This is a genomic window from Hymenobacter sp. HSC-4F20 (assembly GCF_019599275.1).
In the GTDB taxonomy this organism is placed as follows: Bacteria; Bacteroidota; Bacteroidia; order Cytophagales; family Hymenobacteraceae; genus Hymenobacter.
Genome location: NZ_JAHZTD010000004.1, coordinates 427,340 through 440,104 on the forward strand (window position 1 = coordinate 427,340; position 12,765 = coordinate 440,104).

The 12,765-nt window shown below is 56.3% G+C and carries 9 protein-coding genes; 8 read left to right on the forward strand and 1 reads right to left on the reverse strand.

All coding sequences use genetic code 11. The features are described from left to right. Window positions 1-11: 11 nt before the first annotated feature. The 8 genes from K3G63_RS20535 (at window position 12) to K3G63_RS20570 (ending at window position 11,949) form a co-directional block, all read left to right on the forward strand. Entirely contained in the window at window positions 12-836 is an 825-nt protein-coding gene (locus tag K3G63_RS20535; RefSeq protein ID WP_220616004.1) for a tryptophan-rich sensory protein, read from the forward strand. A 72-nt stretch (window positions 837-908) separates the two neighbouring features. Further along, window positions 909-1,673, forward strand: a complete 765-nt coding sequence (gene tpiA, locus K3G63_RS20540; RefSeq protein ID WP_220616005.1) for a triose-phosphate isomerase — start codon at window positions 909-911, stop codon at window positions 1,671-1,673. A gap of 136 nt (window positions 1,674-1,809) precedes the next feature. Continuing rightward, on the forward strand, window positions 1,810-2,190 hold the full coding sequence (locus tag K3G63_RS20545) for a DUF6150 family protein (protein ID WP_220616006.1): 381 nt from the start codon (window positions 1,810-1,812) through the stop codon (window positions 2,188-2,190). 88 nt (window positions 2,191-2,278) lie between these two features. Further along, a complete protein-coding gene (gene prmA / locus K3G63_RS20550; RefSeq protein ID WP_220616007.1) occupies window positions 2,279-3,115 on the forward strand; it encodes a 50S ribosomal protein L11 methyltransferase in 837 nt (278 codons plus the stop codon). Between the two features lie 293 nt (window positions 3,116-3,408). Next, window positions 3,409-8,601, forward strand: coding sequence for a hypothetical protein (locus K3G63_RS20555; protein WP_220616008.1), 5,193 nt, complete (start codon window positions 3,409-3,411; stop codon window positions 8,599-8,601). Window positions 8,602-8,895: 294 nt separating this feature from the next. Next, on the forward strand, window positions 8,896-9,537 hold the full coding sequence (plsY, locus tag K3G63_RS20560; protein ID WP_220616009.1) for a glycerol-3-phosphate 1-O-acyltransferase PlsY: 642 nt from the start codon (window positions 8,896-8,898) through the stop codon (window positions 9,535-9,537). A gap of 29 nt (window positions 9,538-9,566) precedes the next feature. Then, window positions 9,567-10,466, forward strand: a complete 900-nt coding sequence (locus K3G63_RS20565) for a restriction endonuclease (RefSeq protein ID WP_220616010.1) — start codon at window positions 9,567-9,569, stop codon at window positions 10,464-10,466. Between the two features lie 121 nt (window positions 10,467-10,587). Next, window positions 10,588-11,949, forward strand: a complete 1,362-nt coding sequence (locus K3G63_RS20570; RefSeq protein ID WP_220616011.1) for a dipeptidase — start codon at window positions 10,588-10,590, stop codon at window positions 11,947-11,949. A gap of 81 nt (window positions 11,950-12,030) precedes the next feature. On the opposite strand, the gene K3G63_RS20575 is transcribed toward K3G63_RS20570, so the two are convergent. Next, entirely contained in the window at window positions 12,031-12,654 is a 624-nt protein-coding gene (locus tag K3G63_RS20575) for a porin family protein (protein WP_220616012.1), read from the reverse strand. Window positions 12,655-12,765: the final 111 nt, after the last annotated feature.

Genomic DNA, 12,765 nt, shown 5'->3' on the forward strand with positions numbered 1-12,765 from the left:
TTATTCGTTCCATGAACTCTTCTGCTACCTCCCAAGCCGCCTTCGATGCCCTGACGGCCCCCACCGAAAGTCGTGCTTGGCGCTGGGCTGCCTCGGCGGCTATTGTTGGCAACATTGCCATGAACTATGTCTCGCAGCGCTACCCCTTCAATGGGCAAACCAACGGGCAAGTATCGTACAAATACCCCACGCCGCTAACGCCCGCGGGCTATGCCTTCAGCATTTGGGGGCTGATTTTTCTGAGTCTGGCGGCGTACGCCATCTGGCAGTTGCTCCCTGGCCAGCGTCGTAACCCGCTACCCGATGCCATTGCCCGAGCCCTGGTGGTAGCCAATCTGCTGACGTGCGCGTGGCTGGTGGTGTTTGCTTACGAGTTGCTGGTTCCGAGTGCGCTTATCATGCTGCTGTTGCTAGGCAGCTTGGCGGTAATGTATGGGCGGGCCCGCCACTATGTTCAGCGGGACGAGGCACCGTGGTACACCAGCGTGCCCTTTGGTTTGTACTTAGGCTGGATTTCGGTAGCCACCATGGTGAACGTGACACTTGCCCTTGGTACCAGATGGCAAACCAGCCCCGCGCGAAGTATTGAAATAGCCATTGTGCTGTTGGGTGTTACCGCCGGACTGGCCCTGAATGTAACCAAGCGCTTCCGAGAGGTTGCCTACCCGGCTGCCGTAGTGTGGGGCCTGCTGGGTATTTGGGCCGCCCGCCGCTTCCAAGCCGATACGCTGGTTCTCTCCTGGATGGCATTGGGCGTAGCTATCCTGGTAGTAGTGGTAGGGCTGGGGCTGGTATGGTGGGGTAGCAGAAAGGCAGTGATAAAGGCCGGCCGCTGAGGAATGAGAAAATGTCTCTATTGCTCATTCCCCTAACTTGCGCCCTCACTCCCAACCTCAACCCTTTCCGCTATGCGTAAGAATATTGTGGCCGGCAACTGGAAAATGAACACCACGCTCCAGGATGGTCAGGCGCTGATTTCCGAAATCGTGCACATGGTGCAGGACGAAGTCACTGGCTCCCAGGTGGAGGTAGTCGTGTGCCCGCCCTTTCCGTTTCTGTCGGCTATTGGCAAGCAATTGCCCAGCGGCGGCCGTTTCCACCTCGGCGCTCAAAACTGCCACCAAAAAGAAAGCGGTGCTTTTACTGGCGAAGTATCGGCCAAGATGCTGCAGTCAGTAGGCGCCGAGTATGTAATTCTGGGGCACTCAGAGCGCCGTCAGTATTTCCGCGAGGACGATGAGCTGCTGAGCCAGAAGCTAAAAGCGGCTCTGGCGGCCGGTCTGAAGCCAATTTTCTGCGTGGGCGAGAGCCTGGAAACCCGCGAGAATGAAGAAACCTTCCAGTTTATTGGCAAGCAGCTGAAAGATGGCCTGTTCCACCTTTCGAATGAGGAGTTCGACCAGGTAGTTATTGCCTATGAGCCCATCTGGGCCATCGGGACCGGCAAAACCGCTACCAGCGCGCAAGCACAGGAAGTACACGCCTTTATCCGCGAGCAAATTGCCCGTGCTTATGATGCTGAAGCTGCCGAAAACACCACTATTCTCTACGGCGGCTCGGCTAACGCGCAGAACGCCCGGGAGCTGTTCAGCCAGCCCGATGTAGACGGTGGCCTGATTGGTGGCGCTTCTCTCAAGTCGCGGGACTTTACCGAAATTATTAAGTCGTTCTAAGTATCCGGCAGCAAGTTTGCTCTTGTCATCCTGAACCCCGCCCCGGGCCTGTGCAGAAGGTAGCTTCGATAGCCAAAGGTCCTGGGCGAGGTTTAGGATAACAACCGGTTTTTAGGCCGCCAGCTTCAGCCCGTACATGCTCACTACTTTTCTCCTTTCCGGCTTGCTTGCGCTGAACCCGTTTCGGTCGGTGCCGGTCGTTCCGTTAGCCGTGCCGGCCGCCCTGAGTTCCGTGGACCCCTGCCGCCTCTACGGCTCTGTGTACCTCGAAACCGATTCGCGCCGCCGCAGCCAGTGCTTTGGGGTAGTGTACCAGGAGCCGGATGAGGGCTTTGCCGACCTAATGGTATTTCAGGAAACCAACAAGCTTTTCGCCGACAAGGTAGGCCTGTGGTACCTCACCGACTCCCGCGACTTCGCCGACTATGTGCTCCTGGTGACGGATAACCGCAACTTGGCCGACTTCTCATTCCATTATACCAAGGTGCGTTCCTACGCGGGCTGCCGCAGGCAATAGTATGCCTCGTTTTTTCCCCGACCTTTGCCGTCCCGTTCCTGTCAGGTGCGGGACGGTTTTTTGTTGATTGACCCCTAGTAGGTATAGTATGGATTACATTGAACTGCGCGTGCAGGCCCCCCGCGAACTGTCAGATATTCTGGTGGCCGAACTAGCTGAGGTAGGCTTTAACACCTTCGAAGACAATGAAGAAGGTTTCTGCGCTTACATTGACGAAGACCAGTTCTCAGCCGATGCCGTAGCCGAAGTCATGAGCCGCTACGAAGGTTTGGGCGAGCTGGAGTTCTCGCACCGCGTAATTACCCGCCAGAACTGGAACGCCGAATGGGAAAAGAACTTCCAGCCCTTGGTTATTGCCGATAAGGTATCGGTGCGGGCGCCGTTCCACGAAGCCCGGCCCGACCTGGAGCACGAAATTGTGATTATGCCGCGCATGTCCTTCGGCACCGGCCACCACGATACAACGGCCCTGATGATTACCAACCAGCTAGGCATCGACCACCAGGGCAAACGGGTACTGGACATGGGCTGCGGTACCGGTATTCTGGCCGTGATGGCCGTGCAACTGGGTGCCGACTATGTGCTAGCCGTGGACGTGGAGCCCTGGACCGCCGAAAATGCCGCCGATAACGCTGCTGAAAACAACGTGCAGGATAAAGTGGAGGCTCGCCTCGGCGACGTGACGGCCCTGGAAGGGGAGGAGCCCTTCGATATTATCCTGGCCAACATCAACCGCAACGTGCTGCTGGAAGACATGGGTGCCTACGCCCGGTACCTGAAGCCTGGCGGCCCCATCCTGTTCTCCGGATTCTATGAAGATGACCTGCCCTTGATCCGGGAAGCCGCCGAAAAAGCAGGGTTTCAGTACGAAAATCATCGCACGCAAAATCATTGGGTTTCGGCCGTGTTTCGGCAGTCAGCCTAAGCGAGTAGTATTTTACCGAAAACCTGCCCCGCCGCCCGAGCAACAATTTTGCTTGGGCGGCGTCGTTTTTGGAGTTCGGTCTGCGCACTGAGCCGCACCTATTCAGGCGGAGTAAACAAAGCTGAGCCTCAGAATGGTACAAAAAAAGGGTGGCTTATGATTGTGGCGTGGGCGGGGGAAATACGGCGCGAAAAGTGCTGGGTTTTGCCGAAATTGTAGGCGATTAATCAGGCTTTGACGAATTTGATATGAAGCGTACTCTACTTGGATGGGTTTGCGCGCTGCTGTTGGGAATGAGTGCTCCGGCCTGGGCACAGCAGAAGCCGCAACCTGCCAAACAACCGGCTGGCACCGCGCCAACTGCCGCTCCGGCGTTGCCCAAGTTCACGGGCAAGCTCAGCTCGGAGCCCGAGCAGTTTATGGTGGATGTGCAGTCGATGATGGCTACCACCAACATGGCCTCAGCTAAAGCTGCTGGCGCCCGGATGCAGCAACTGTGGGCCAGCAACAAGCTCACGGCTACCCAACAGCGTTACATTGTGTCGCTGAGCCAGTACATGCTGGCGCGTAAGTTTCGGCCGCGGCCCCACTTCGAGCACTTTTACACCGCCATTGCGGCCGGGGCGCTGGTGCAGAATTTCTCCGATCAGCAAATGACGGAGTTTCTGAGTGTGGCAGGCAAAACTTTGGAAAAGGAGTTGCCCGCGGAATCGGAAAAGTTCTTGGCCAGCGCGGCGCAGTTCCTGGATACCAAGTTTCTATACCGCTCCCGCTACAGCACCTTGCGGGTAGTGGGGGGCACGTTCAGCTTCGCTTACAACGAGACGGACATGCCCTCTCTGGCGCCCGCGCCCGTAGCCGCACCTGCTCCGGCCCCTGCCACAGTATCTACCAAAAAGCTGGATACCAAAGCCACTGCCACCAAAAAGAACAGCGGCTGGGGCGACGAAGACCCCTGGGGCTCCGACAACGGCTGGGATACGCCTAAGAAATCGGGCACTGGTACTGCCGCAGCCAAACCCGCTGATACTGGCTGGGCCAACCAGGCGCCCTCGTACAGTTCCTACATGGCCCCGTCTACCCGCGGGCCGGTGCTGTTGCTGAAGGATGCCGACTTGTTTATGGCCTCCTCCGGTGATTCAGTCTACATCCGCAAAACCGGCGGGGCCGTTGTGCCCACCCGCAACCGCTTTGTGGGCTACGGTGGGCAGTTTGCCTGGCAGGTGAACACCAGCCCCGTTACGGCCGACCTGACCACCTACGATTTCGATATTACCCGCCCGGAATTCACGGCTAACCCCGTAACGCTTACCTACCCCGCCGTGCTGGAACAGCCCGTGCAGGGCTGGCTGGCCTACCGTAGCCTCAAGCGCAAAACCCCGACTACCGATACTGGCTACCCCCGCTTTATTTCCACCACCAACGATGCGCGGGTAAAAAACATCGGTGAGAACATTCGCTACTTCGGGGGCTTCTCGCTGTCGGGCAATCGGGCCTTGTCCTCGTCCCTGGACGGGGCGTTGTCGCGCATTATCGTGGACGTGGACGGCAAGCCCAAGTTCCGGGCCGCCTCGCGGGTGTATGAGCTGGGCGACTCCATCATTACGGCCGCTCACGCCTCCGTTACCATCTTCCAGGACAAGCAGGACTCCCTGACCCACCCCGGCGTAAAGCTTAAGTACAACAAGCCCAAGCAGGTGCTGCAGCTGGCCCGCGAGAGTGGCCTCTACAAAACCACGCCCTTCTACGACTCCTACCACCAGATGGAAGTGACGGCCGAGCTGCTAACCTGGCCTGTACGCACCCCCTACATCGACTTTTCCATCCTCACGGCCAAGAATCAGGTAACGGCCAACTTCGAGTCCAAGGAGTTCTACACCAACACCCGCTACCAGCAAATCAAGGCCATCAACAAGCTGCACCCCTTGCAGATGGTGGTGGGTTACAGCATGGAAAACGGCAATAAGAAGCTGTTTACCATCCAGGACGTGGCCACTTTCCGCCAGCTCAAGCCCGACAACGTGCGCACGGCGGTGGCCGGTTTGGCCCGCGACGGGTACGTGGCCTGGTATCCGCAGACCGACCAGGTAGTGCTGCTACCCAAGGCCCTGCACTACGTGAACTCCTCGCGCGGCAAAAAGGACTACGACCACATTGCCATCAAGAGCCTCTCGCCCTCGGGCAAAAACGCTACCCTTGATCTGAATTCCAACGACCTGATTGTGCGGGGCGTGGACCGCTTCAACTTCTCCGACGACTCCGTAACCGTGTTTGTGAAGCCCGATTCCTCGGTGATTCGGATTCAGAAAAACCGCGGCGTGCTGTTCAACGGCACCGTGGTAGCTTCGGCTTTCGTGTTTAAGGGCAAAGAGTTTAAGTTCGACTACGACGGCTTCTACATCGACCTGGTGAAGATTGACTCCATCATTGTGAAGGGGAAAGGCTCCAAGGGCTCGGTGATGAAGGCCCGCAAGGATGTGGACTGGACCCTGACCAACAAGAAGAAGAACTCGGCCGGCCGCCTCTACATCAACGCGCCCAACAACAAGTCGGGCCGCAAGAAGCTGGGCGCCTACCCCACCTTCGACGCCAGCACCGGGGCCTACGTGTACTTCGACAAGCCCGAAGTGCTGGGTGGGGCCTATGACACCACCATGTACTTCGACATCCCGCCCTTCAAGCTCGACTCCCTGAACAACAAAAACCGGGTGGCCGTGGGCTTCAAGGGTACGTTCGTGTCGGGCGGCATTATGCCCGACTTCCAGACCAAACTGAGTATGCAGGAAGATGGCTCCCTGGGCTTCGTATACAACGTGCCCAAGGAAGGATTTCCGCTGTATGGAGGGAAGGGGCGCCTGTTCAACAAGGTGCGCATGAACAACCAGGGCCTGCAAGGCGTCGGGAACGTGAAGTACCTCACCGGCGACTTCCAGAGCGACCAGTTCGTGTTCTACCGCGACTCGGTGGTGACCGTGGGCAAGAGTGGGACCATTCTGCCGGGGCCGCTCAGCGGGACGGAGTTTGCCAAGGTGAACTTCCTGCCCGGCTACCAGATGAAGTGGGCTGTGAAGCAGGACTCGATGTACCTGACGACTCAGACCCAGGGCGAAGCATTCAAGCTCTACGACAACAACAACGGCTTCAAGGGTACGCTCACCTACACACCTGGCGGCCTCTACGGCGACGGCCGCATGGACGGGCCGCAGTCGTTTATCCGCTCCACGCAGTTTGCCTTCAAGCCTACCCGCTACACGGGTAAGAAATCAACCCTGAACATCAAATCGGCTGAGGTAAACAAGCCGGCCCTCACGGCCAACAACGTAAACTTCACCTTTGATTTGAAGGCTGGTAACACGGAGTTTGCCCGCGAGGAAGGCGACAACAAATCCAGCATTGAGCTACCCTACTCCCAATACCGCACTACGCTGTCGGGGGGGAAGTGGGACTTCAAGAAGAAGCTGGTGCAGCTGCGCGTGGCGCCCGGTGCCGACTCCTCCCGCTCCTTCTTCTACAGCACCAAGCCCGAGCAGAAGGGCCTGAAGTTCCAGGCCGCTACCGGCCAGTACGATTTGAGCCGCTACCGCCTGGTGGCCGGCGGCGTGCCGCGCATTTCCTCGGCCGATGCCTGGATTACCCCCGATTCCAGCAAGGTGTACATTCTACCCAACGCCGAGATGCGCGCCTTCCAGAACGCCGGCGTGGTGATGGACACCCTGCGCAAGTACCACCAGCTCTACAAGGGCGAAATTCGGGTGTTGTCGCGCACGGCCTTCACGGGCAATGCCCTCTACAACTACAAAAACGCCTCCGCCGACTCGTTTGCCATTAAGTTTGCCAATTTCCACGTCGATTCGCTGGCAACCATGACGGCTTCGCTGGGCAAGAACGGGAGCGGCAAGGGCGGTATGAAAGGCCTGCTCAAGCGCGGACCCGCCGAGGACGAAGCGCCGGTATCACCACCTACCATTGCCGTGGCTACCCTGCAAGCTACCGACAAGTTTCACCTGGCTCCGCGCATTGCCTACCGGGGCGGCGTCACGATGAACTCCCAGAAGAAAGGCTTCACCTTCGACGGGCAGGCCAAGCTCAATTTCGTGAAGTCAACGACGGCCTCCGGGTGGTTTGCCGTGCAGGACACCATCGACCCCAAGGGAATTCGCATCAAGCTCCACGAGCCGAAGTCGGACGACGGCACGCCCATGCTCTCGGGCCTGTTTATGTCGGAAGGCACGGGCAAGATTTACCCCTTGTTTGTGGCCCCCAAGCCCGGCGTAACGGACATGAACCTGTTTGAGGTAGACGGCGACCTGCGCTTCAACCAGAAACGCGGCCAGTACACCATCAGCCGCCACGACCCCGCCGACCCCGACGTGTACGAAGGCTCGGTGCTGACCCTGACCGACTCTACGGGGCAGCTGGACTTCCGTGGCAAGCTCAACCTGATCAACTCCAACAAGGACTACACCCTCACGGCCGCCGGCCTGGGCACGGCCAAGCCCGATAGCGCCCTCTACGACCTGAACACGTTCATGACCTTCGACATTAACCTGCCGGAGAAGGCCGTAGAAGCCATGGCCGCCGACCTGGCCACCAACGCTAAAGGTGCGCCCGAGGCCCTGGATGGCTCCCCGGCCCAGCTCTACAAGATGGGCGAGTTCATTGGCAACAAGGCCGTGCAGGACTACAGCACCCGCAAGGGCGGGTACGTGCCCCTGCAAAAAGTATCGGCCAAGTTCCTGCACACGGTAGTGCTGAGCCAGGTAAACCTGCGCTGGAATGAGAAGTTCAAGGCCTGGTACTCGGTAGGGAAAATTGGCTTGGTGAGCGTGGGCAAGAAGGACATCAACGCTCTGATTGATGGCTACATTGAGGTGAAGAAAGAAAGCACCGGCGACGCCGTGGAACTGTACCTGGAAGCCGAGCCCCAGACCTGGTACTACCTCAAGTATTCCAACAACGTGCTGCTGGCCAAAGCCCAGCACGGCTCCTTCGACGAAATCATTGGCCTGAAAGCTAAGGGCGACTACAACACGGCCACCGAGTACGGTTTCTACCTCGGCGACGACATGGAGGTGCAAACCTTCCTCAACCACTTCCGCAAAGACTACCTGAAAGAAACCGGCAAGCGCAAAGTCAACACGACGCAGCCGCAGAGCACCGGCAACTTCGACTTCATGGAAGAGGGTAGCAAAAAGAAAAAGAAGAAAAAGGATGCCGTAGACGAAGCTCTGGAAGCTGACCCCAATGCTACCCCGCCCGTCGAGGAAGAGCCGGCTGCCAAGAAAAAGAAGAAGAAAGACGAGCCGGTAGAAGCTGCTCCCGCCGCGGCAGATGCCCCGGTTGAGGACACTGCCAAGAAAAAGAAGAAAAAGGATGAGGCAGTAGAAGCCACTCCGCCCGCCGACACCCCGCCGGCCGAGGAGCCGAAAAAGGAATCCAAGAAGAAAAAGAAGAAGGACGCCAACGACCCCTTCGGCGACGAGTAGCCTCAAAAGCCCCGGCAGATTATCTGCCGGGGCTTTTTGCTGCGCAGTAGGGTAGTAACGCCCCGGTTATCATCCTGAGCCGGAGCGGAGGGCCTCTGCCGTGAGTAATTACTAGTACAACGAAGCGGTAGCGGTTCTTCGCGCTGCTCAGGATGACAAACGAGAGGGTAAGATGACTACCGCTTGGGGCAATGGCTTTGCTTCCACCTTGCTACTCTATCCTTCATCCCCTAACATCGCCTCACTCCGCTCGTATCTTTACCTCATCGACGAATTGCTACCCCATCCTTCCTCATGAATCTCCCTTTAGTGCTTGGCCTGTTGGTGGCCGCTTACCTCATTGGCTCCATCCCAACGGCATTATGGGTAGGGCGCGCTTTTTTTGGGTTGGATATTCGGGAGCATGGTTCCGGCAACTCCGGCGCCACCAATACCTTCCGGGTGCTGGGCAAGAAGCCGGGATCCTTCGTGATGGCCGTGGATGTACTGAAGGGCTGGGCCGCTACCTCCCTAGCCCAGGTTATGCTTAACCAAGGCGCCATCCTGCCCGAGCAGCTCTTGTACTACCAACTGGCCTGTGGGGTGCTGGCCGTAGTCGGCCATATTTATCCTATTTGGGCGGGGTTCCGGGGCGGCAAGGGGGTAGCCACGGTGCTGGGCATGATGCTGGCCATTGCCCCCGCCACGGTGGGCGTGTGCATTCTGGTGTTCATCACCATGCTGCTGATTTCGCGCTACGTGTCCCTGTCCTCCATGACAGCCGGGGTAGTGTTTGCCCTGCTCCAGTTGCTACCCCAGTTCCGGCCGGATAACTCGTTGCTGCTGTGGTTTGGCTTCGTACTGGCTGCCCTGCTCGTGTACACCCACCGCGCCAACATCGGGCGCCTCCGCGCCGGCACCGAAAGCCGCGTGCCTATGCCGTGGGATAAGAAGTAGTATTGCGAAACAGATTAAATAGTATTGATATGCTTTTCGATTTAGCTACTGAAGTAAATGGCTCTTGGCGTGTTAACGGCGAGAATAAAGATGATGATGTGGATAATTATCTTGAAGCTATTATGCAATTACAAACACCTACTAAAATATGTCCTTATTGCAATAGCTATTTGAAAAACATTGTCTTTGAAGATGTTGCTGAAGATAACGATAGATGGCATAATAATAGATGGCATACTTTAATATTCTGTCAAAGATGCGCATATTGGGAATTTAAAGGCTCTGAGTGTGGCAATGCATGCGACCCTAGCCAATCAGTCATTGCAACAGCTATTTCGGCTAGATTTTCAGATGAGATTCCGGCTATATGTAATGAAGAGTTAGCTCAGCAATTAAGAAGAAATGATAAATTGTGGCATACTATAAATCCTCGTCAAATGGAGTTATTAGTAGCAGATATATTTAAATATAATTATAAAAATAGTGAGGTAATGCATGTTGGTGGACCTGGTGATAAAGGAATTGATGTAATTTTTGTTGATGGGGAAGGCGAGAAATGGTTAATACAGGTTAAAAGAAGAGAGAATCCCAAAAAAGCCGAAGCATTTAGCACGCTGCAAAGTATTCTTGGAACTCTTGCTCTAGAAGGTGAGAGAAATGGTATAATTGTTTCTACTTCTGATTCTTTTTCTTATCAAGCAAGAAAGCAAAATGAAAGAGCGCTTAAACAAGGATATAGGATAGAATTGATTGATAAAGGAAAGATAGATAGAATGTTAGGTAATATTTTGCCTTATGCTCCTTGGAAAGAGCTGTTTGCGCACCCTGATGTAAACTGGCTAATAGGTGATTTAAAAGACTATTTTTTGCGTTCAAAGTTGTATCCTAATGGTCAACTCAATTTTTTGACAGAGTTATATAAACACTAGCTTTAAATGCTGAGGTGATTTAGAAATTGTTATCTGGTTTTAAAAGTATTAGTTAGTATTGAGGGCTTGTTGGCCAAATCATACCTTTACCCCCAGCATTTCCAACCAACCCCACCGCCGCATGGCTTCCTACCTCGAGCAGAATCAGGAGCGTTTCCTGAGTGAGCTGATTGACTGGCTCCGCATCCCTTCCGTATCCGCCGACCCTAAGTTTCATGGCGACGTGCTGCGCGCCGCCGAGTACCTGAAAGCCCGTTTCGAGGAAGTGGGCCTGCAGAACGTGGAGCTGTGCCCCACGGCCGGCAACCCCATCGTCTACGGCGAGAAAATCATTGACCCCAGCCTGCCCACGGTGCTGGTGTACGGCCACTACGACGTGCAGCCCGCCGACCCCTACGAACTGTGGACCTCTGGCCCGTTTGAGCCCGTCATCAAGGATGGCAACATCTACGCCCGCGGGGCCTGCGACGACAAAGGCCAGGTGTACATGCACGTGAAAGCCCTGGAGCTGATGAACCAGGAAGGCGGCGTGCCCTGCAACGTAAAGGTGATGATTGAGGGCGAGGAGGAAATCGGCTCCAATAACCTGAGCATCTTCGTGCGCCAGAACCGCGAGAAGCTCCGAGCCGATGTCATCCTGATTTCCGACACCGGCATCCTCTCCAACGACCAGCCCAGCATTGAGGTGGGCCTGCGCGGCCTGAGCTACCACGAGGTGGAAGTAACCGGCCCCAACCGCGACCTGCACTCCGGCCTCTACGGCGGGGCCGTGGCCAACCCCATCAACGTGCTCTGCAAGATGATTGCCTCCCTGCACGATGAAAACAACCACATTACCATCCCCGGCTTCTACGATAAGGTAGCGGTGCTCAGCGAAGAGGAACGCGCCGAGCTGAACCGCGTGCCGCATTCTGACGAGGAGTTCAAGCAAAGCATTGGTCTGCCCGCTACCTACGGCGAGGAAGGTTATACTACCGTAGAGCGCATCGGCATCCGGCCCACGCTGGACGTGAACGGCATCTGGGGCGGCTACACCGGCGAAGGAGCCAAAACCGTTATTGCCTCCAAGGCCTACGCCAAAATTTCCATGCGCCTGGTGCCCCACCAGACCTCCGAGGAAATCACGGAAATCTTCCAGCGTCACTTCGAAAGCATTGCCCCGGCTGGCGTAACGGTAGTGGTAAAGCCCCACCACGGCGGCGAGCCGGTGGTAACGCCCACCGACTCGGTGGCCTACCAAGCCGCGGCCGATGCCATGGAAACCACCTTCGGCAAGCGCCCCATCCCTACCCGCGGCGGCGGCTCCATCCCGATTGTAGCCATGTTCAAGACGGAACTGGGCCTCGATTCGGTGCTGCTCGGTTTCGGCCTCGATTCCGACGCCATTCACTCGCCCAATGAGCACTACGGCGTCTTCAACTTCCTGAAGGGCATCGAAACCATTCCGCACTTCTACCGCAACTACGCGGCCCGTATGAAGTAGGTAGTAGTAGCTTTGTAAGAACACAAAAAAGCCCGTTCCTGACCAGGAACGGGCTTTTTACATAACCGAAAGGAAGCCGGCTTACTTGCCGCCAAACAGGTAGCCTACCGAAAACTGGAACACTTGGTGCGTGATTTTGCTGTCTTTGTCGCTGTCTTCGTCAATGGAGGTAAAGTTGCCATTGTAGCGAATGGTGAAGTTCGGACCTGAGGACAGCTGGTAGCCCACGCCGGCAGCGTAACCCACCTGGAACTTGTTCATGCCATCCGTATCAGACTCCTCATTGCTTTGTCCGCCAACTTCTACTTTGGTTTTGGAGCTTAGCAGCAGGCTGGCCTGCGGACCCAGCTCGAAAATGAAGCCACCGGCGTTGATGCGCGCCAGCACCGGCAGATCCAGGTAGCTCTGACGGAAGGTGATTTTGTCGCCATCTTCTTCCAGGCGGCCGCCCTTCTGGGAATAGAGCAACTCGGGCTGAATAGCAAAGAACCCGTCGCTGCTCAGGGGGGCGTTCAGCATGACACCACCGTGGAAACCAACGAGAGACTTCACATCTGTACCGAACGTATCTTCAATAAGTTTCTTACCATCGCCACCGTAGTTAGCCAGGTTAACCCCTGCTTTCACGCCCAGCTTTACGCCCTGCGCGTGACCTGCCGTAGCCAAACCAGCCGTACCTAGTAGAACAAGAATAAGTTTTTTCATGGTAAATGAAAGAAGTTATATAAATGAATAATCAAAAGTAGCTGAAAAGTACAAGCCCAATGCTAAAGTCACAAAAGTATTTGGCTCGCCAAGCAGACAGGTTACACCCCG

What these genes read in the sequence shown, in the direction of transcription:
- K3G63_RS20535 (WP_220616004.1), top strand. Translation starts at nt 12, where the DNA reads ATGAACTCTTCTGCTACCTCCCAAGCCGCCTTCGATGCCCTGACGGCC.
- tpiA (WP_220616005.1), top strand. Translation starts at nt 909, where the DNA reads ATGCGTAAGAATATTGTGGCCGGCAACTGGAAAATGAACACCACGCTC.
- K3G63_RS20545 (WP_220616006.1), top strand. Translation starts at nt 1,810, where the DNA reads ATGCTCACTACTTTTCTCCTTTCCGGCTTGCTTGCGCTGAACCCGTTT.
- prmA (WP_220616007.1), top strand. Translation starts at nt 2,279, where the DNA reads ATGGATTACATTGAACTGCGCGTGCAGGCCCCCCGCGAACTGTCAGAT.
- K3G63_RS20555 (WP_220616008.1), top strand. Translation starts at nt 3,409, where the DNA reads ATGAGTGCTCCGGCCTGGGCACAGCAGAAGCCGCAACCTGCCAAACAA.
- plsY (WP_220616009.1), top strand. Translation starts at nt 8,896, where the DNA reads ATGAATCTCCCTTTAGTGCTTGGCCTGTTGGTGGCCGCTTACCTCATT.
- K3G63_RS20565 (WP_220616010.1), top strand. Translation starts at nt 9,567, where the DNA reads ATGCTTTTCGATTTAGCTACTGAAGTAAATGGCTCTTGGCGTGTTAAC.
- K3G63_RS20570 (WP_220616011.1), top strand. Translation starts at nt 10,588, where the DNA reads ATGGCTTCCTACCTCGAGCAGAATCAGGAGCGTTTCCTGAGTGAGCTG.
- K3G63_RS20575 (WP_220616012.1), bottom strand. Translation starts at nt 12,654, where the DNA reads ATGAAAAAACTTATTCTTGTTCTACTAGGTACGGCTGGTTTGGCTACG.